This is a genomic window from Sphingomonas sp. PP-CC-3A-396 (assembly GCF_004343105.1).
GTDB lineage: Bacteria > Pseudomonadota > Alphaproteobacteria > Sphingomonadales > Sphingomonadaceae > Sphingomonas.
On sequence record NZ_SLYF01000006.1, the window covers coordinates 323,170 to 341,113 of the forward strand.

A 17,944-nucleotide genomic window follows, 5' to 3' on the forward strand; every position below is an offset into this window, starting at 1 on the left:
GTCGATGATATTTGGTTAACGCGCGGTATGTGGCGACTTTCGCCGTCTTACCGGTCGCGGCGCCCCAGCAACCGCAGCCGCAGCGCGTTCAGCTTGATGAATCCGGCCGCGTCGCGCTGGTCGTACGCGCCCTGATCGTCCTCGAACGTCACGACCTTCTCCGAATAGAGCGAGTTCGGCGATTTGCGGCCGACCACGTACACGCCGCCCTTGTAGAGCTTCAGGCGAACGGTGCCCGATACCTTCTCCTGGCTGTGATCGATCGCCGCCTGCAGCATCTCGCGCTCGGGGCTGAACCAGAAGCCGTTGTAGAGCAGCTCGGCATAACGCGGTGCCAGCTCGTCCTTCAGGTGCGCGGCGCCGCGGTCGAGCGTCAGCTGCTCGATACCGCGGTGCGCGAGGTGATAGATCGTGCCACCCGGCGTCTCGTACATGCCGCGACTCTTCATGCCGACGAAGCGGTTCTCGACGAGGTCGAGACGGCCGATGCCGTGGCGGCGGCCGTATTCGTTGAGCGTCGACAGCAGGGTGGCCGGGCTCATGCCCTCGCCGTTGATCGCGACGCCGTCGCCGCGTTCGAAATCGATCGTGATGTATTCAGGGGCGTCTGGCGCGTCCTCGGGGTTCACCGTGCGCGAATAGACATAGTCCGGCACCTCGTCCCACGGATCTTCGAGCACCTTACCCTCGGACGAGGTGTGCAGCATGTTCGCGTCGGTCGAGAAGGGCGACTCGCCGCGCTTGTCCTTGCTGACCGGGATCTGGTGCTGCTCGGCGAACTCGATCAGCTTGGTGCGGCTGGTCAAATCCCATTCGCGCCACGGTGCAATGACCTTGATGTCGGGCGACAGCGCGTAATAGCCGAGCTCGAAGCGGACCTGGTCGTTGCCCTTGCCGGTCGCGCCGTGGCTGACCGCGTCCGCGCCGACCATCTTGGCGATCTCGATCTGGCGCTTGGCGATCAGCGGCCGCGCGATCGACGTGCCGAGCAGGTACAGCCCCTCGTACAGCGCGTTCGAGCGCATCATCGGGAAGACGTAATCGCGGACGAACTCCTCGCGCAGGTCGTCGACGAAGATATGCTCGGGCTTGACGCCCATCATCTCGGCCTTGGCGCGCGCCGGCTCGAGTTCCTCGCCCTGGCCGAGATCCGCGGTGAAGGTCACGACTTCGCAATTATAGGTCTGCTGGAGCCATTTCAGGATCACGCTCGTGTCCAGGCCACCGGAATAGGCCAATACGACGCGGTTGATCTGATCGGTCACGGCAGAATCCTTCGGGCAATATCCAATGCCCGCGCCCCTATGCGCTGGGGGCCCCTCATGCAACCTGCGCATGCAACCGCGCGCGTTAATGGCGCGTACAACCGAACCGGTCTATTCGCGCCGCAAATCCTCTGGAGTTACCGCATCGTGCTACGCCAAAGCCTCACCCTCTTCGCCCTCGCCGGCCTTGCGACGCCAGCGCTCGCGCAGGAAACTCGCGCGTCCGCCTCGGCCAAGTTCAAGACCGAGTTCGCTGCGTCGGACACGAACAAGGACGGTGTCCTCACGCGCGCCGAAGTGCAGGGCCGGATCAGCAACATGAAGGTCGGGCCGGGCCGCCCGGATCCGGTCCACGCCAAGCGCCTCGCGGACCTGTGGTTCACGAGCGCGGACAAGAACAAGGACGGCAAGGTCACGCAGGCCGAAGCACAGGCGCTGCTGGCGGCGACGTTCGCCAAATATGACGCGAACAAGGACGGCAAGATCGGCGGCGACGAGCGTGCCGCGGCGAAGGCCGACGTGCAGGGACCGCGCTGAACCTCACCCGATGATTGCCAAAAGTCCGTTCGTCCTGAGTAAGGGCTGAGCGAAGCCGAAGACCCGTATCGAAGGACATTGCCCCGGGCGGATCCTTCGATACGCCGCTTCGACAAGCTCAGCAGCTACTCAGGACGAACGGACTTACTCCCGCAACGCCCGCTCGCCCTCGATCATATAATCGCGCGTGAGCGGCAGCGTCATCCGGCTCTTCGACAGCTGGATCTGGTAATTGACCATCCCCCCGGTCCGAAACGCCGCCGCAGCGCCCGCCAGGTAGAACGTCCACATCCGATAGAAACGCTCGTCGTACAGCGCGACGATCGAGTCCTTCGCGGCCACCGTCCGATCGTACCATTGGTCGATCGTCAGCGCGTAATGGACGCGCAGCACCTCGATATCGGTCGGGAACATCCGCAGCCCCTCATACCCCTTCACGATTTCCGACAGCGCCGGGTTATACCCGCCCGGGAAAATGTACTTGGTCGTGAAGGTGTCGGTGACGCCCGGCCCACCCATCCGGCCGATCGTGTGGAGCAGCATCACGCCGTCGTCGGTCAGCAGGTCGCGGCACTTGCGGAAGAACGCCTTGTAATGCGCCGGACCGACATGCTCGAACATCCCGACCGAAACGATCCGGTCGAACGTTCCGGTCAGCGCACGATAATCGATCAGCTCGAACTTCACCTTGTCGGCGACCCCAGCCTCTTCGGCTCGCCGCCGCGCGACTTTCAACTGCTCCTCGCTCAGCGTTACGCCGAGCACCTCGGCGCCGGTCTTCGCGTGCAGGTACAGCGCCATACCACCCCAGCCGCAACCGATATCGAGCACGCGCATGCCCGGCTGGATCGCCAGCTTGGCGGCGATGTGCGCCTTCTTGTCGCCTTGTGCCTGCTCCAGGCTATTGCCCGGATCAGTGAAATACGCGCACGAATATTGCCGGTCCGCATCGAGGAACAGGTCGTACAACCGGTCCGAGAGGTCGTAGTGATGCGCGACGTTCTTCTTCGACCGGCGCGCCATGTTCACGCGGTCGACGCGGTGCACGACCTTGTCGAGCAGCTTGATCGGCAGCGAGGGATTGAGCCCGCCACCACGCTCCCACGGGCTGTTGCCCTTGAGCAGATTGACCAGATCGCGAATATCGCCGCGCTCGATCACGAGGCGGCCGTCCATGAACGCCTCCGCCGCGCCGAGTGCGGGGTGGCGGACGATCGCCCCTGCGACTCCCGGCTGGGTCAGCCGGATCGTGACCGGGTTATAGGCGGGGTCGGGCTTGCCAAAATGCTTGGTGGTGCCGTCCGCGTGGATGAGCGTGAGTTCGCCGGTTTTTACCTGCCGGGCCAGGAAACGATCGAAAAGTGCCATGAGGCGTTAGCTAATGATTGGTACGGAATTGCGCCACCCCCGCGGCCGATCAGATTCCCGCATACCAGTCGTAATCGACGTTATCTTCCCAATAGCCCCCCTTGCCCTTGCCAATGCCTTCGAGGCTGGCGACCGCGTCGATCGCCGTGACGTATTTCGCGTGCTTGTAGCCTAGTTGCCGTTCGACGCGCAGCCGGACGGGCGCGCCGTGGGCGACGTCGAGCACCTGATCGTTGAGCGCCCAGGCGAGGATGGTCTGCGGGTGGAACGCGTCGACCAGATCGACCGACTCGTAATAATTCGCGCCGCGGTACAGGTCGGCGCAGGTGAAGACGATGTAGCGCGCGGTGCGCTTCAGGCCGGCGGCGTCGAGCAGCGCGCCAAGCTTCGGTCCCTGCCATTTGCCGATCGCGCTCCAACCCTCGACGCAGTCGTGCCGCGTGATCTGCGCGCGCGCGGGCATCTGGCGAAGCTGCGGCAAGCTGACCGACAGCGGCCGATCGACCAGCCCACCGACCTTGAGCCGATAATCCGCGAAGTTGTTGGCGACCATCGCGGTATAGTCCGCCGTCCCCGGATTGCTCGTGCCGTTCGAGCGGAAGATCGGCGACATCTGCGCCGGGCTGAACTCGGGCGCTAGCGCGTTGCGGTTGGTCAGCGCACGTTGCAGCCCGCGGTTCATGTCCTCGCCCATGAACAGGATTTTCCGCGCCTCGGGGTTCGCGGCGATCTTGTCGCAGCCGGTCAGCAGCGCGCCCGCACCGATGGTCGCGCCTACAACCAGCGAGCGACGGGTAATCAGCGAGCTCATGCGACGTCCTCCGAGGGGGGCTGGGGAACATGCCAGCGCCCGGTGATCATCGACCGCACTTCGTTCCAAGTCCCCGCCAAGATCACCAGCGCGAGATGCGCGATGATGAACAGCACCAGGCCCGTGGCGGCGATGAAGTGGATCGAGCGCGCCGACTGCCGCCCGCCGAATATCTCCAGCAGCCAAGGCCACGCCGCATCCATTCCCGGCGACATCGTCAACCCGGTCAGGATCATCACCGGGATCAGCACGAAGATCGTCGCGACGTAGGACAGCTTCTGGAGGATATTGTACGCACCCGGCCGCTTCGGATCGTGGAAGCGGAAGGCGAGATGTTCCTTCACGTCATGCCCGACCTCGCGCGGCGACAGCTCGGCGGCGCGGACGCGGAGATCTCGCTGGAAATGCTTGTTGATCAGGCTGACGATCATGAACCCGAGCAGCGCGAAGGCGAGCACCAGCGCGAACAACAGATGCCAGCGCCGCGACAGCGCCAGGTTATAGCTCGTCGGGATCGTCAGCAGGTTGAGCAGCGACACCAGCCAGCTCGGCCACTGGTCGAGCGTCGTCCACGCGGTGTCGAAATTCGCGCCGTACCGGCCCCAGTACAGCCGCGGATGCGCCTTGAGGATGCCGATCCCGCTGCCGATCATGATGAACATCGTCACCACCGTCACCCAGTGCCATATGCGCGTCGCGAGCCGATGGCGCTTGATGATCGGGGTGCTGATAGTCGGGGCAGTGGGATCGTTCATGCTCGACCTTCGCTATAGGCAGTCGGACCGTGACATAGCAGGAATAAGTGTATGACCGAATGGCATTCTTACGAGCCCGCGGACGGCCATCGCCTGCCGCACGATCCCTTGAACGCGATCGTCGCGCCGCGGCCGATCGGCTGGGTCAGCACGATGTCCGCAGATGGTGTGGCGAACCTCGCGCCCTATTCGTTCTTCAACCTGTTCAACTACGCGCCGCCGATCATCGGCTTCTCGTCGATGGGCTGGAAGGACAGCGTCGCCAATATCGAGGCGACCGGCGAGTTCGTCTGGAACCTGGTATCCCGCGACCTGAGCGAGGCGATGAACACCACCGCCGCGAACGTCGCCGCCGACGTCGACGAGTTCGCGCTGGCCAAGCTCGATATGGCCGCCTCGACCAAGGTAAAGCCGGCACGGGTCGCCGCCAGCCGCGCGCAATTCGAGTGCAAGCTGACGCAGCTTATCCGGCTGGAAACGAAGGAAGGCCGCGAGCTCGACCAGTGGCTGGTGCTCGGCGAGGCGGTCGCGATCCACATCGACTCGGCCATGCTGGAGGACGGTGTCTACCAGACGGCGCGCGCGCAACCGATCCTGCGCGGCGGCGGCCCCGCGGATTATTTCGAGATCACCGAGGACGCACTGTTCCAGATGCGCCGGCCGGGCTGAACCCCAAGTCCGTCATCACCCCAAAGTCCGTCATCCCGGCGAAAGCTGGGATATCCCGGTAACGGAGCGCGCCCTTGCCGCACAAGACCCCAGCTTTCGCTGGAGTGACGGCTTCTTTAGGAAATGTGTAACGGCCAACCAAGCGTGTTCACGCGCGAAGGCGGGAGCCCAGACTGGGTCCCCGCCTTCGCGGGAAACATCGTGGTTCAGGCGTATGCTCTGTAAAAAAACACCACCGTCGTCGTCGCCGTCACCAGCAGCGTCCACCCGCGGATCACCCCATCCGGCAGCTTCCGCCCGAACCGTGCGCCGAAATACCCGCCGACCACGCCGCCCGCCATCATCGGCAGGCACAATGTCCACGCCACCATGCCGGTCGCCGCGAACACGATCGTCGCGGCGGCGTTCGCGGTCGCCAGCATCAGCGTGCGCGGCGCAGCGAGCTTGGCGGGCGATGCGCCGGACAACAATCCCCAGGCGGCGGTCAGCATCATCCCGACGCCGCCCCCGAAATAGCCGCCATAGATCCCCAGCAACGTCTGCGCGGCGATCAGCGAGCGCGACCCGATCGCGACGCGTGCATGCAGCCAGGTCGAGGCGGGCTTGCCGAACGCGATCGCGAGCGTCGCCATCAGCAGCAGCCACGGCACGATCACGTCGAACGCGGTCGCCGGGGTGAAGAACAACAGCAGGCTGCCGACCAGCCCGCCGACGAACGTTATCCCCGCCAACGTGCGGATACCGACGCCACCGACCGGCCCGAGATCCGCCCGATAGGCCCACGCGCTGGCCATCGCCGCCGGCTGGACCGCGACGTTGCTGGTCGCGTTGGCGATCGGCGAGGGCAGGCCGAGCGCGATCAGCGACGGCATCGTCGCGAAGCTGCCGCCGCCCGCCAGCGCGTTCATCGCGCCGCCCAGCATCCCCGCACCCGCCGCCAATCCCAGCGAAGCCAGATCAGACAAAGGCGGCATCAGACTCGGCGGCGGCCTCGCGATCGATCTGCGCGCGGCTCTTCTTCTCCGACGCGGTCTTCAGCTGTCCGCACGCCGCATCGATGTCGCGTCCGCGCGGCGTCCGCACCGGCGCCGAAATCCCGGCGCCAAAGACGATGCTGGAGAACGACTTGATCCGCTCGGGCGTCGAACACTCGTATTGCGCGCCCGGCCAAGGGTTGAACGGAATCAGGTTCACCTTCGCCGGCAGCTCGTACTTCCGCAGCAACCGCACCAGCTCGCGCGCATCGTCGTCGGAGTCGTTCTTGTCCTTGAGCATCACGTACTCGAACGTGATCCGGCGCGCGTTGTTCGTGCCCGGATAGTCCGCGCACGCCTGCAGCAATTCCTCGATGCCGTATTTCCGGTTGAGCGGCACGATCTCGTCGCGCACTTCCTTGGTCACGGCGTGCAGCGACACGGCCAAATTCACGCCGATCTCGGCCCCCGCACGTGCCATCATCGGCACTACGCCGCTGGTCGACAACGTGATCCGGCGGCGGCTGAGCGCGAGGCCCGCGCCGTCCATCACCAGCTTCAACGCATCGCGGACATTCTCGAAATTATAGAGCGGCTCGCCCATCCCCATCATCACGATGTTGGTGAGCATGCGGCCTTCCGGCTGGCTCGGCCATTCGCCCAACGAGTCGCGCGCTAGCATCACCTGCCCGACGATTTCGGCGGGCGTCAGGTTGCGCACCAGCCGCATCGTGCCGGTGTGGCAGAAGGTGCAGTTGAGCGTGCAACCGACCTGGCTCGACACGCACAAGGTGCCGCGGTCCGCGTCGGGGATGAACACCATCTCGTAATCCTGCGCGTCGTCCGAGCGCAGCAGCCATTTCCGCGTGCCGTCGGTCGACACCTGCGCCTCGACCACGTTGGGGCGGCTGATGACGAAGCGCTGCTCGAGCCACGGGTGCATCGTCTTCGAGATATCGGTCATCGCCGAGAACTCGGTCGCGCCGCGATTGTAGATCCAGTGCCACAGCTGCTTGGCGCGCAGCTTGGCCTGCTTCTCCTCCAACTGCGACGTCTCCAGCGCCATCCGCAGATCGGCGAGCGACAGCCCAAGCAGGTCGATCCGCCCATCGCTGCGCGGCACGAAGCTGCGGGGAACGGGCACGGGATCGATGTGCCCCGGAATAGGCATGAGGTTCGCGGCGGTCTGCATGACGCGGCCCGTAGCGGAATTTTCGTGATTTTTCTACTGGCTGCTGGATGGGAGCGGAGTCGGCGCAGTCAGGCCGAACGTCACCCAAAATAACCACCACCCCGGCGAAGGCCGGGGCCCAATAGGAAAGGTCGTCGCAACGGAGGACTGAGCGTCGTTACACCCGTCCCCCAATTGGGCCCCGGCCTTCGCCGGGGTGGTGGTACTGAGTGAGGGCGAACGCCTACAGTTCACCCCCCGCTACATGCCAGCACAGCCGCATCGATCGCCGTCGCCGCGCCCGACAGCGCATACACATCCGCAAACGGCCGCCCGCCGGCGCCGACCGCCTCGACACTCATGCTCCGTCCCGACCGCATCGCCGCAACGATCGCGCGATCGCTCGGCGCATCGCTCGCCCACGCATCCAGCCCATTCGCCACCAACGCGAATCGCCGCTCGCCAACCGTCAGTGTCACCCCCGCCGACCGATCCCGCTCTCGACTGAGCCGCACATACAAGGACGCGCGCAAACCCCGCCTCGGCCACGTCGCGACGCTGGCGAACCCGGACGAACGCCCCCCCGCCATCACCGGCCGCGCGATCGCGTAACATCGCGCCGGGCTAGCATCGCGAAAACTGCCCCAGCCCTTGTAGATGCCGATCGTGTCGCGCGCCGCCGCCGGAGCAGCGATCGCCAACGCCAGCAGGACTGCGAATTTCACGCCGGAGCGAATCCCGTACCAAGATGCGGCACCATCGCGTGTCCGTTCTCTACCAGCGTGACCGACCCTTGCGGCAACCCCTTCGCAACCGGCGCGCCGAGCAACGGATCGACCGCCACACCGGTCATCATGCCGAGCATCACCCGACTCGAGATCCCGTGCATGATCACCAGCCGATCGCCCGGATCCTCCGCGGTATCGGCCAGCCAGCCACCAACGCGCGCCGCGATTTGCGAATACGTCTCGCCGTCAGGCGCAGGCTTCAACGTACCACCCGGCAACATCACCGGCCCGACCTCGTCGATCACGTCCGCATAATAACGCCCGCCCCACGATCCCATGCCGATCTCGACCAACCGAGCATCGGTCCGCGCCTCATGCCAATCAAGCTCCAGATGCTCGCAGATCACCGCCAGCGTCTGCAAGGCCCGCCCGGTCGGCGACGCCCACAAAGACAACTTCGGCTTCACCCCCAGCACCCCACGCAAAGCCCGCCCAAGCTCGTCCGCCTGCGCGAACCCAGCGCGCGTGAGGGGCGTATGCGCCGCATCCCCCTGCAACCGATGCGCCGCATTGAACACGGTTTCGCCGTGCCGCGCGACGAAATCGCGCCCCTTGCGAAGGGCCGGAGTATCGCTTGAACGGGCGTCCGCTTCACCCTGCCGTTGGCTTGGAATCATGGCCCGCGTTTCAACCCCCTGTGGCGTAAAAGCAACGGATTTCCGTGTTTATCTGGGGTTCATGCAACGCCTCGCTGACTGGTCCATTGGAGCGGTCCGCCCCGCCTAATGGGGTGCCAGTTCAGTAAGGAGTAACCCCAATGCGTACGCTTATCGCCGTCTCGCTGCTCGCAACGACAGCCGTCGCGGCACCCGCCCTCGCGCAGACCAACCCGACCTTCACCGGCCCCCGCGTCGAGGCCACGCTCGGCTACGACCACACTGGCGCCGGCAGCAGCGTGTCCAACAACAACGGGCGTGACGACCAGAAGATCGATGGCCTGCTGTACGGCGGCGGCATCGGCTACGACATCGCGACCTCGGAAAACATCGTGCTCGGCGCCGAAGCCGAACTGACCGGCTCGACCGCAAAGAGCGACCGCAACGATTACACCAGCGACTTCGGCTATGGCCGCGTCAAGCAGGGCCGCGACATCTATGTCGGCGCGCGTGCAGGCTATGTCATCGCACCGACGACGATGCTGTACGTCAAGGGCGGCTACACCAACTCGAAGCTCGAAGTGCTTGCCGGAAGCACCAGCCAGACCACCGATAACAATTTCAAGCTCGACGGCTGGCGGGTCGGTGCAGGCGCCGAGCACGCGATGGGCCCGAACAGCTACGCCAAGCTCGAATACCGCTATTCGAACTATGAGCGCGGCAACATCGACTATGCAACCGGCGGCACCAGCAGCCGCTTCGACGTCGACACGGATCGTCATCAGGTGGTCGCCAGCTACGGCTTCCGTTTCTGATCGGAACGGCACGCGGGTTTTAACGCGACGTTTACCGTGATCAAAGAAGGGTCGGGGCGCTTGCTCCGACCCTTTGTTGTTGGGTAAGCCATTTGCGGATTGCCCCCAGCCCCGAGTCCGGCTGTGGAGGCCGGGGGAATTTTGATGAAGGCGACGATCGAACGCGCAACGCTCCTCAAGGGGCTGAGCCATGTCCAGTCCGTGGTGGAGCGGCGCAACACCATCCCCATCCTGTCGAACGTGCTGATCGAGGCGACTGCCGAGGGCACGCTCAAGCTGATGGCGACCGACCTTGATCTCCAGATCAACGAATCGATCGCAGCAGCGGTCGACCAGCCCGGCGCGACCACCGTATCCGCGCACACGCTGTTCGACATCGCGCGCAAGCTCCCCGAGGGGTCTCAGGTGCAGCTCGCTGCGTCGGAAGGCCGGATGAGCATCGTCGCAGGCCGCGCGCGCTTCTCGCTCGGCACGCTGCCGCGCGACGATTTCCCGGTGATCGCCGAGGGCGAACTGCCGACCCAGTTCGAGCTGCCCGCCGAGACGCTCAAGCAGATCATCGACAAGACTCGCTTCGCGATCTCGACCGAAGAGACTCGCTATTACCTCAACGGCATCTTCCTGCATGTGGCGGACGGCGACAGCTCGAACCCGGTGCTGAAGGCCGCCGCGACCGACGGCCACCGCCTCGCGCGCGTCACGCTGCCGCGTCCGGAGGGTGCCGAATCGATGCCCGACGTGATCGTGCCGCGCAAATGCATCGGCGAGCTGCGCAAGTTGCTCGACGAGGTCGACGGTTCGGTTGGCGTCTCGCTGTCGCCGACCAAGATCCGCTTCGACCTCGGCCAGGCGATCCTGACCTCGAAGCTGATCGACGGCACCTTCCCCGACTACAGCCGCGTGATCCCGACTGGCAACGACAAGATCCTCAAGATCGATCCGAAGAGCTTCATGGAAGGCGTCGACCGCGTCTCCACGATCGCGACGGAGAAAACGCGTGCGGTGAAGATGGCGCTCGACCGCGACAAGATTACGCTGTCGGTGACCTCGCCCGAAAACGGCACTGCCGCGGAGGAAGTCCCCGGCGATTACGTCGCGCTGCCGTTCGAGATCGGCTTCAACAGCCGCTATCTGATGGACATCCTCGCGCAGATCGACGGCGACATGGTCGAGGTGCATCTGGCGGATGCCGCCGCCCCGACGCTGATCCGCGAGAACGACAAGTCGCCTGCGCTCTACGTGCTGATGCCGATGCGGGTGTGAGCTGATTGCCGATCGTCTCGCTCATGACTAAGTTGGTCATCCAACTGGTCAGGAGCGAGTCGTGGAGGCTTTCAAGCTTGCGGATGCCAAGGCGCATCTGAGCGAACTCGTCAGCCGCGCCGAGGCTGGCGAGACGCTGGAGATCACACGACGCGGTCGACCCGTCGCGCGACTCGTGCCAGTGGAGTGCCCACGGCCAGTGATCGATTGGGAGGTCCTCCGTCAGGTTCGCGCTGGGGCCGCCGCCGATGATACGACCACGGTCGAGGAATTGCGCCGACAGAACCTCCTTTGATGATCTATTGCGACGCATCGTTGATCGTCGCGCTACTCGTCGAAGAAACACGCAGCGGTGTTGCCGCAGCCTGGATCGAACGCCAACGGCAGAACGACCTCGTTATCAGCCGCTGGGTTACTACCGAGGTCGCCAGCGCCTTTGCCATGAAACACCGAATGGGTGTGCTCTCGCGCGATCGACATGACCTTGCGGCCGAGGCGTGGCGCAGGACCGCGCTGGGCATGGCGATCGTCGAAGTCGAAGCCGCCGATTTCGATCGTGCCGGGACGTTGGTTGATGCCGGACCGCGGGGCTTGCGCGCCAGTGACGCACTGCATGTGGCGATCGCGCAACGTAGAGGCTTCGCGCTCGCCACGCTCGACAAGGGTATGGTCGAGGGTGCTCGCGCCGTCGACGTCATGGTCGCCGCTATCGGCGATACTTGACGCCCCGCACGTGCTGCCATACTAACAGCAATGTCAGTAAGGAGTCGACTCGATGGCGAAGCTTCCTCCGTTTCCCGGTACGACCGGTCGTCGCGATTGGCGCACCGCGTTTGATGCGATCAGGAAACTGCTCGCGAACGGCGACGACACGACGCAGGTGTTCCGGATCATGCGCGCGCTGAACGTCGGCAATGCGCCGATGAATTACGCGCGGCTGATCGCCACCGAACAGGGCGGGCGGATCGCCTATGACCGCGTCGAACTGGCGCAACGTTTCTCCGACCCCGCGTTCGTCGCAAGCTTCGCGCTCGGCACGGTCGGGGCGGCCTATCGCAATTTCCTCGAGACGACGGGCTATTCCGCGGACGGGCTGGTCGAGGTGTCGCGGCTCGAGCCGTCCGAGGACGATCTGGCACATCCCTATGCGTGGTTCGGCCGGCGGGTGCGCGACACGCACGACATCTGGCACGTGCTGACCGGTTACAAGGCGGACGAAAGCATGGGCGAAGCTGCGCTCGTCGCGTTCAGCTACGCGCAGGTCGGCGGGCTCGGCTGGGCGCTGATCGGCTCCGCGGCGGCGCTGAAGAGCATGCGTGTTACCGGCAGCAAGTTGTTCGCCAAGGCGGTCTGGGAAGGCTATCGCAACGGGCGGAAGGCGAAGTGGGTGTCGGGTGAAGATTATCTCGAACTGCTCCACGAACCGCTGGACGCCGCGCGCGAACGGCTCGGGATCGTGACCCCGGTCGCGTATCTGCGGGCGCAGAGCGAGCTTGGGCCGGCGCTGGCATCGTATCTCAGCACGCAGAAGGCTGCGATCGCGGCCGCCGCGCCGGCAGTCGCGCCCGAGCGGATCGCCGCCTGACCGGGGGTTGCCGGGCAAACTGTCGCGTGCGCGGTTCGGATTTGGATGATCCACTTCCATCGTTCGTGCTGAGCGAAGTCGAAGCACCGTAGCTTGAGCCGCGCCGTTCGACTTCGCTCGGGCCGAACCGAAATGGGCGATGCAACCGGCTGCGAAACTCCTCTAAGGCCAAGGCAATGCTTTCGCGCCTTGTCCTTACCGATTTCCGCAATCATGCCGACCTGACGCTGACGCCGGGACCAGGGTTCGTCGTGCTGACCGGCGAGAACGGCGCGGGCAAGACGAATATCCTGGAGGCGGTGTCGCTGCTAGCGCCCGGCCGTGGGCTGCGGAGAGCCGCACTCGGCGAGATGGCGCGACAAGGTGGGGCAGGGGGTTTCGGCGTCGCGGCCACCTTATTCCCCTCCCGCTCGCGGGAGGGGTCAGGGGAGGGCGCGACGTACGTACTGGCGTCCGGCGTCGAGGAAAGCGCACCCCTCCCCCGACCCCTTCCGCAAGCGGGAGGGGAGTTAGATGCGCGAGCCGAAGTCGACGTCGCCACCGGTACGCTAGCCTCCGCCCCGGAACGCCGCATCGTCCGCATCCAGGGCGCCACCACCACCGCGAACGCGCTCGCCGAATGGCTCACCATCCTCTGGCTGACCCCCGCGATGGACCGCCTTTTCGTCGCCCCCGCGGGCGAACGCCGGGGCTTTCTCGACCGCCTCACGCTAGCCCTCGCCCCCACCCACGCCCACCACGCCGCGCGCTACGACGCCGCGATGCGCGCGCGAAACCGCCTGCTCGCCGACGAGGGGCGCCCCGACGGCGACTGGCTCTCCGCGCTCGAAGCGCAGATGGCCGAGCACGGCGCTGCAGTCGATGCCGCCCGGCGCGAGACTGTGATGCTGCTCGGAACGCGGTTGGCGGAACAAGACGATGGCCCGTTCCCCCGGGCCGGTCTCATGCTCGAAGGCTGGAACGGCGATACCACCCGCCTCCAGGCCGACCTCGCCCAGGGCCGCCCGCGCGACGCCACCGCCGGCCGCACGCTCGCCGGTCCGCACCGTGTCGACCTGATCGTCACGCATCTCGACAAAGAGCGAGCCGCTTCCCTCGCATCCACCGGCGAACAAAAGGCGCTCCTGCTCGGCATCGTCCTCGCCCACGCCGACCTCGTCGCCGAACGCACCGGCCAACCGCCCGTCCTGCTCCTCGACGAGGTCGCCGCACATCTCGACCCATCCCGCCGCGCGGCGCTGTTCGCCCGTCTCGCAGGTCGCGGACAGGTGTGGATGACGGGCACCGAAGACGCGCTGTTCGACGCGATCGGCGCCCAGGCAACGCGGATCGCGGTCGGGCGTTAGGCTGAACGCGCGCTGTCGAGCAGGCTCACCGCGCGTTCAAGCGGGCGCGGGCAAAGCTCCGTCCATCGAAGACACGGAGAGATCATGATGACCCGGAATTTCACGCGCGCAGCCCTTGGCGTCCTGATGGTCGCAGCCACCACCGCCCCAGTTTTCGCGCAGGTCCGCGACGGCGGACGCCCAGAAGGTCGCTACGACATGAGCCGCGCCCCCTGGTCGCGTCCCGGCTATCGTCTGGAAGGCGCAGGCGTGCCGGTGCTCTTCCCCGAACTGCGCAATACGCGGCGCGGCATCGCATTCGTGATGCCGAACTTCGACGCGAACGGCGATGGCCGGATCAGCCCGCGCGAAGCCGACGACGCCAACCGCGAATTCGCACGCATTGCAGGCCCCCGCCGCGACCGCTTCGACTGGGATGCATACGGCCGTGACCCGCGCGGCTATCGCGGCGACCGCGGCGGCGGCACCACGGTGGTCGAGACCACCACGACGTGGGATCGTGGCGCTATGCGCAACTACGGCTTCCGTCAGACCCCGCGCGGCGCGACGCTGACGCTGCAGGAAGACGTGCTGTTCCGCACCGACAGCGCCGTGCTGCGTCCCGGCGCGATCGAGAAGCTGCGGCCGCTCGCGCGCTATTTGCGCGGCAACCCCGGCGTCCGCGTCGCGATCGACGGGTTCACGGACTCACGCGGGACGGATGCGCATAACCAGGGCCTGTCCGAGCGCCGCGCGGCGAGCGTCCGCCAGGCGTTCGACGACATGGACGTCGTCCGCGCGCGGTTCAGCGTCGTCGGCCACGGCGAGCGCGACCCTGTCGCCACGAATGCAACGCCGGCCGGCATGCGCCTCAACCGCCGCGTCGAAGTGACCCTGCTAGGCCAGCGCGCCGACCGCTTCTGAGGACCGTCTCCCTCGCCCCTCCGGGGAGAGGGAAGGGGCCCGCGGCCCTTGCCGTGGGAAGGGAGAGGGGAGTGAGGCTCGCGACGCTGATCCCAACTCCCCCTCACCCTCCCGTCGCCTACGGCTCCTCCCTCCCTCTCCCCAAGGGGAGAGGGACACGCCCGACCCAACCTGTACCACCCCGGCGAAGGCCGGGGCCCAATTGGGGGACATTGCTGACGAAGCGCAGTTCGTCGTTACTGCGACCTTTCCAATTGGACCCCGGCCTTCGCCGGGGCGGTGCTACCTTCGCCTGGGCGGTGCTAGGGCGAGCGCGCTGTCCTACACAGCCAGACGCTGTCACCATCCCCGCATGGCGCTCCCAACCTCCGCGAAACCGGCACGCCCGACATCCGAAGTGCACACCCGCGCCAAAACGCTTCCAGCGTCTGCACTTCCTATACTTCACTCGCCGACGCCTCAGCCCTTCAGGCCATTTCGCTTCCGTTTCGGCCCTCGGATGCCTATATACTTGTCATGGCATCCAACCCTGAATCCAATAATCCCAACCTCCCGAACATGGGCGACTACGGCGCCGACTCGATCAAGGTCCTCAAGGGCCTCGACGCGGTGCGGAAACGCCCCGGCATGTACATCGGCGACACCGACGACGGCTCGGGCCTCCACCACATGGTGTTCGAGGTCAGCGACAACGCGATCGACGAGGCGCTCGCCGGGCATTGCGACCGGATCGACATCGTCCTCAACGCCGACGGATCGGTCAGCGTCACCGACAATGGCCGCGGTATCCCGACCGGCATCCACACCGAGGAAGGCGTGTCCGCAGCCGAGGTCATCATGACCCAGCTCCACGCCGGCGGTAAGTTCGAGAACACCAACGACGAGAACGCGTACAAGGTCTCGGGCGGCCTGCACGGCGTCGGCGTCTCGGTCGTCAACGCGCTCAGCGAATGGCTCGACCTGACGATCTGGCGCAACGGCGAGGAGCATTACATGCGCTTCGCGTTCGGCGATGCGGTCGCGCCATTGAAGGTCGTTGGCCCCGCCACCGAAGGCCAGAAGGGGACGCGAGTCACCTTCTTCCCGTCGCCCGCCACCTTCAAGATCACCGATTTCGACTTCGACAAGCTCGAACATCGTTACCGTGAGCTCGCGTTCCTCAACTCGGGCGTCCGCCTGTTCCTCAGCGACGCGCGGCACGAGGAAATGAAGACCGTCGAGCTCTATTACGAGGGCGGCATCGCCGCGTTCGTGAAGTATCTCGATCGCGCGAAAGTGCCGTTGATGCCCGAGCCCGTCGCGATCAGCGGCACGCGCGACGATGTCACGATGGACGTCGCGCTGCAGTGGAATGATTCGTATTACGAGAACGTCCTCGCCTTCACGAACAACATCCCGCAGCGCGACGGCGGCACGCACATGGCCGCGTTCCGCGCCGCGTTGACCCGCACACTTAATAACTACGCCGAGAAATCGGGCATGTTGAAGAAGGAAAAGGTCCAGCTCACCGGCGAGGACATGCGCGAAGGCCTGACCGCGATCGTCTCGGTAAAGCTGCCCGATCCCAAGTTCAGCAGCCAGACCAAGGACAAGCTCGTCTCGTCCGAAGTCCGCCAGCCCTTGGAAAGCCTGATGGCCGACAAGATGGCGGAATGGCTGGAAGAGAACCCCGCGCACGGGAAAGCGATCGTCGCCAAGATCATCGACGCCGCCGCCGCCCGCGAAGCCGCCAAGCGCGCCCGCGAACTGACGCGTCGCAAGGGCGTGATGGACATCGCCTCGCTCCCCGGCAAGCTCGCCGACTGCCAGGAGCGCGATCCCGCCAAGTCCGAACTGTTCCTGGTCGAGGGTGACTCGGCAGGCGGCTCGGCAAAGCAGGGCCGCGATCGCCATTTCCAGGCGATCCTCCCACTCCGCGGCAAGATCCTGAACACCGAGCGCGCGCGCGAAGACCGGATGTTGTCGAGCCGTGAGATCGGCACGCTCATCACCGCGATGGGCACCGGCATCCGCGACGACTTCAACGCGGACAAGCTGCGCTACCACAAGATCGTCATCATGACCGACGCAGACGTCGACGGCGCACACATCCGCACGCTGTTGCTGACGCTGTTCTACCGTCACATGCCCAAGATCATCGAGGGCGGGTATCTCTACATCGCCCAGCCGCCGCTCTACAAAGCGACCAAGGGCCGGTCCGAGGTTTACCTCAAAGACGACGCGGCGCTCGACGAGTATCTGGTCGATGCCGGCGTCAATACGATGGTGCTCGACGGCCCCGGCGGCGGTCGCTCGGGTCGCGACCTGAAGGACCTGGTCGATCACGCGCGCCGCATGCGCACGCTGATGCGCTACGTCCCCAAGCGCTACGATGCTGGCATGATCGAGGCACTGGCGCTCGGCGGCGTGTTCGATCCCGAGGCGTCGGTCGAGGACCGGACGTCGCGACTGGAGATCGTCACGCACCGTCTCGAACTTGACGACGGCGACGCCCGCTGGAGCGCGGTGCTGACCGAAGACGGCGGCATCCACTTCCAGCGCGCGTGGCGCGGCGTCACCGATCACCACATCATCGAGGCCAGCTTCCTGGTGTCGGCCGAGGCGCGCAAGCTGCACGCACTGTCGGGTGAACAGTCCGAGAGTTACGCGCACACCTCGAACCTCGTCCCCGCAAGCAAGGCCTCGCAGGCCGAAGAGCCCGAGGCCGAAGAGGGCGCGGAAACCGGTGCCGGCGTGATCGGCTCCGCGACCGTCGTCGCGACGCGCGGCTCGACGCAGGTCTCGCGTCCGAGCCACCTGCTCGACGCGATCCTGACCGCGGGGCGGAAAGGTCTTGCAATTCAGCGCTACAAGGGCCTGGGCGAGATGAACGCGGAACAGCTCTGGGAAACCACGCTTGATCCGTCGGTCCGCTCGATGCTCCGCGTCACCGCGGTCAACGCCGAGAGCGCGAACGAGATCTTCACCCAGCTGATGGGCGAAGTCGTCGAACCCCGCCGCGAGTTCATCCAGGACAACGCGCTCAACGTCGCCAACCTCGACGTCTGAGGACGGAACATCGAACGTCCAACCGCGCTTAACGGCCATCTATCTAGGAG

The 17,944-nt window shown here is 65.7% G+C and carries 18 protein-coding genes; 10 read left to right on the top strand and 8 right to left on the bottom strand.

Annotation, left to right across the window (positions count from 1 at the left end):
• Positions 1 to 47 precede the first annotated feature (47 nt).
• A complete protein-coding gene (locus tag C8J40_RS13975) occupies positions 48 to 1,265 on the bottom strand; it encodes an argininosuccinate synthase (RefSeq protein WP_132897508.1) in 1,218 nt (405 codons plus the stop codon).
• A 57-nt stretch (positions 1,266 to 1,322) separates the two neighbouring features.
• Here C8J40_RS13975 and C8J40_RS13980 point away from each other — a divergent pair, with 57 nt between their 5' ends.
• Positions 1,323 to 1,802, top strand: coding sequence for an EF-hand domain-containing protein (locus C8J40_RS13980; RefSeq protein ID WP_165911457.1), 480 nt, complete (start codon positions 1,323 to 1,325; stop codon positions 1,800 to 1,802).
• 144 nt (positions 1,803 to 1,946) lie between these two features.
• Here the strand turns inward: C8J40_RS13980 and C8J40_RS13985 are convergent, their stop codons facing one another.
• From C8J40_RS13985 to C8J40_RS13995, 3 genes are read right to left on the bottom strand one after another with little or no spacing between them, the layout of a single operon-like run.
• Positions 1,947 to 3,170, bottom strand: a complete 1,224-nt coding sequence (locus C8J40_RS13985) for a cyclopropane-fatty-acyl-phospholipid synthase family protein (protein ID WP_132897510.1) — start codon at positions 3,168 to 3,170, stop codon at positions 1,947 to 1,949.
• A 49-nt stretch (positions 3,171 to 3,219) separates the two neighbouring features.
• Positions 3,220 to 3,981 carry a molybdopterin-dependent oxidoreductase gene (locus C8J40_RS13990; RefSeq protein WP_132897511.1) on the bottom strand — a complete coding sequence of 254 codons (762 nt, stop codon included), beginning with the start codon at positions 3,979 to 3,981 and terminating at the stop codon, positions 3,220 to 3,222.
• Positions 3,978 to 4,736, bottom strand: coding sequence for a cytochrome b/b6 domain-containing protein (locus tag C8J40_RS13995; RefSeq protein ID WP_132897512.1), 759 nt, complete (start codon positions 4,734 to 4,736; stop codon positions 3,978 to 3,980). Before C8J40_RS13995 ends, C8J40_RS13990 begins: the two co-directional genes overlap by 4 nt.
• Positions 4,737 to 4,787: 51 nt before the next feature.
• Here C8J40_RS13995 and C8J40_RS14000 point away from each other — a divergent pair, with 51 nt between their 5' ends.
• Entirely contained in the window at positions 4,788 to 5,405 is a 618-nt protein-coding gene (locus C8J40_RS14000) for a flavin reductase family protein (RefSeq protein WP_132897513.1), read from the top strand.
• A gap of 206 nt (positions 5,406 to 5,611) precedes the next feature.
• On the opposite strand, the gene C8J40_RS14005 is transcribed toward C8J40_RS14000, so the two are convergent.
• The 4 genes from C8J40_RS14005 to C8J40_RS14020 all read right to left on the bottom strand — a co-directional run bounded on the left by C8J40_RS14005 (position 5,612) and on the right by C8J40_RS14020 (position 8,955).
• Complete coding sequence (locus tag C8J40_RS14005) at positions 5,612 to 6,370, bottom strand: sulfite exporter TauE/SafE family protein (RefSeq protein ID WP_333923808.1); 759 nt, start codon at positions 6,368 to 6,370, stop codon at positions 5,612 to 5,614.
• Positions 6,363 to 7,571: a 23S rRNA (adenine(2503)-C(2))-methyltransferase RlmN gene (rlmN, locus tag C8J40_RS14010; RefSeq protein ID WP_165911458.1), complete on the bottom strand. Its 1,209-nt coding sequence runs from the start codon at positions 7,569 to 7,571 to the stop codon at positions 6,363 to 6,365. Before rlmN ends, C8J40_RS14005 begins: the two co-directional genes overlap by 8 nt.
• A 230-nt stretch (positions 7,572 to 7,801) precedes the next feature.
• Positions 7,802 to 8,275: an invasion associated locus B family protein gene (locus C8J40_RS14015; protein ID WP_132897515.1), complete on the bottom strand. Its 474-nt coding sequence runs from the start codon at positions 8,273 to 8,275 to the stop codon at positions 7,802 to 7,804.
• The gene (locus C8J40_RS14020) at positions 8,272 to 8,955 is read right to left on the bottom strand and encodes a histidine phosphatase family protein (RefSeq protein WP_132897516.1); all 684 of its coding nucleotides are present in this window, start codon (positions 8,953 to 8,955) and stop codon (positions 8,272 to 8,274) included. Before C8J40_RS14020 ends, C8J40_RS14015 begins: the two co-directional genes overlap by 4 nt.
• Before the next feature lie 140 nt (positions 8,956 to 9,095).
• Here C8J40_RS14020 and C8J40_RS14025 point away from each other — a divergent pair, with 140 nt between their 5' ends.
• From C8J40_RS14025 to gyrB, 8 genes are all read left to right on the top strand, one after another.
• Complete coding sequence (locus C8J40_RS14025) at positions 9,096 to 9,749, top strand: outer membrane beta-barrel protein (RefSeq protein WP_132897517.1); 654 nt, start codon at positions 9,096 to 9,098, stop codon at positions 9,747 to 9,749.
• Between the two features lie 144 nt (positions 9,750 to 9,893).
• Positions 9,894 to 11,012 carry a DNA polymerase III subunit beta gene (gene dnaN / locus C8J40_RS14030; protein ID WP_056017955.1) on the top strand — a complete coding sequence of 373 codons (1,119 nt, stop codon included), beginning with the start codon at positions 9,894 to 9,896 and terminating at the stop codon, positions 11,010 to 11,012.
• Between the two features lie 61 nt (positions 11,013 to 11,073).
• Positions 11,074 to 11,307: a type II toxin-antitoxin system prevent-host-death family antitoxin gene (locus C8J40_RS14035; RefSeq protein ID WP_132897518.1), complete on the top strand. Its 234-nt coding sequence runs from the start codon at positions 11,074 to 11,076 to the stop codon at positions 11,305 to 11,307.
• Positions 11,307 to 11,735, top strand: a complete 429-nt coding sequence (locus tag C8J40_RS14040) for a type II toxin-antitoxin system VapC family toxin (protein WP_165911459.1) — start codon at positions 11,307 to 11,309, stop codon at positions 11,733 to 11,735. Before C8J40_RS14035 ends, C8J40_RS14040 begins: the two co-directional genes overlap by 1 nt.
• Before the next feature lie 52 nt (positions 11,736 to 11,787).
• The gene (locus C8J40_RS14045; RefSeq protein WP_132897520.1) at positions 11,788 to 12,597 is read left to right on the top strand and encodes a Coq4 family protein; all 810 of its coding nucleotides are present in this window, start codon (positions 11,788 to 11,790) and stop codon (positions 12,595 to 12,597) included.
• 176 nt (positions 12,598 to 12,773) lie between these two features.
• Positions 12,774 to 13,943, top strand: coding sequence for a DNA replication/repair protein RecF (locus C8J40_RS14050; RefSeq protein WP_132897521.1), 1,170 nt, complete (start codon positions 12,774 to 12,776; stop codon positions 13,941 to 13,943).
• Between the two features lie 84 nt (positions 13,944 to 14,027).
• Positions 14,028 to 14,846 (top strand): OmpA family protein, encoded by an 819-nt coding sequence (locus C8J40_RS14055; RefSeq protein ID WP_243693390.1) that lies wholly within the window; start codon positions 14,028 to 14,030, stop codon positions 14,844 to 14,846.
• Between the two features lie 516 nt (positions 14,847 to 15,362).
• The gene (gene gyrB / locus C8J40_RS14060; RefSeq protein WP_132897522.1) at positions 15,363 to 17,894 is read left to right on the top strand and encodes a DNA topoisomerase (ATP-hydrolyzing) subunit B; all 2,532 of its coding nucleotides are present in this window, start codon (positions 15,363 to 15,365) and stop codon (positions 17,892 to 17,894) included.
• The last annotated feature ends 50 nt before the right edge of the window (positions 17,895 to 17,944 follow it).

Coding starts and splice junctions, on each gene's coding strand:
- C8J40_RS13980 (WP_165911457.1), top strand. CDS start 1,323: ATGCAACCTGCGCATGCAACCGCGCGCGTTAATGGCGCGTACAACCGA.
- C8J40_RS13985 (WP_132897510.1), bottom strand. CDS start 3,170: ATGGCACTTTTCGATCGTTTCCTGGCCCGGCAGGTAAAAACCGGCGAA.
- C8J40_RS13990 (WP_132897511.1), bottom strand. CDS start 3,981: ATGAGCTCGCTGATTACCCGTCGCTCGCTGGTTGTAGGCGCGACCATC.
- C8J40_RS13995 (WP_132897512.1), bottom strand. CDS start 4,736: ATGAACGATCCCACTGCCCCGACTATCAGCACCCCGATCATCAAGCGC.
- C8J40_RS14000 (WP_132897513.1), top strand. CDS start 4,788: ATGACCGAATGGCATTCTTACGAGCCCGCGGACGGCCATCGCCTGCCG.
- rlmN (WP_165911458.1), bottom strand. CDS start 7,571: ATGCAGACCGCCGCGAACCTCATGCCTATTCCGGGGCACATCGATCCC.
- C8J40_RS14020 (WP_132897516.1), bottom strand. CDS start 8,955: ATGATTCCAAGCCAACGGCAGGGTGAAGCGGACGCCCGTTCAAGCGAT.
- C8J40_RS14025 (WP_132897517.1), top strand. CDS start 9,096: ATGCGTACGCTTATCGCCGTCTCGCTGCTCGCAACGACAGCCGTCGCG.
- dnaN (WP_056017955.1), top strand. CDS start 9,894: ATGAAGGCGACGATCGAACGCGCAACGCTCCTCAAGGGGCTGAGCCAT.
- C8J40_RS14040 (WP_165911459.1), top strand. CDS start 11,307: ATGATCTATTGCGACGCATCGTTGATCGTCGCGCTACTCGTCGAAGAA.
- C8J40_RS14045 (WP_132897520.1), top strand. CDS start 11,788: ATGGCGAAGCTTCCTCCGTTTCCCGGTACGACCGGTCGTCGCGATTGG.
- C8J40_RS14050 (WP_132897521.1), top strand. CDS start 12,774: ATGCTTTCGCGCCTTGTCCTTACCGATTTCCGCAATCATGCCGACCTG.
- C8J40_RS14055 (WP_243693390.1), top strand. CDS start 14,028: ATGATGACCCGGAATTTCACGCGCGCAGCCCTTGGCGTCCTGATGGTC.
- gyrB (WP_132897522.1), top strand. CDS start 15,363: ATGGCATCCAACCCTGAATCCAATAATCCCAACCTCCCGAACATGGGC.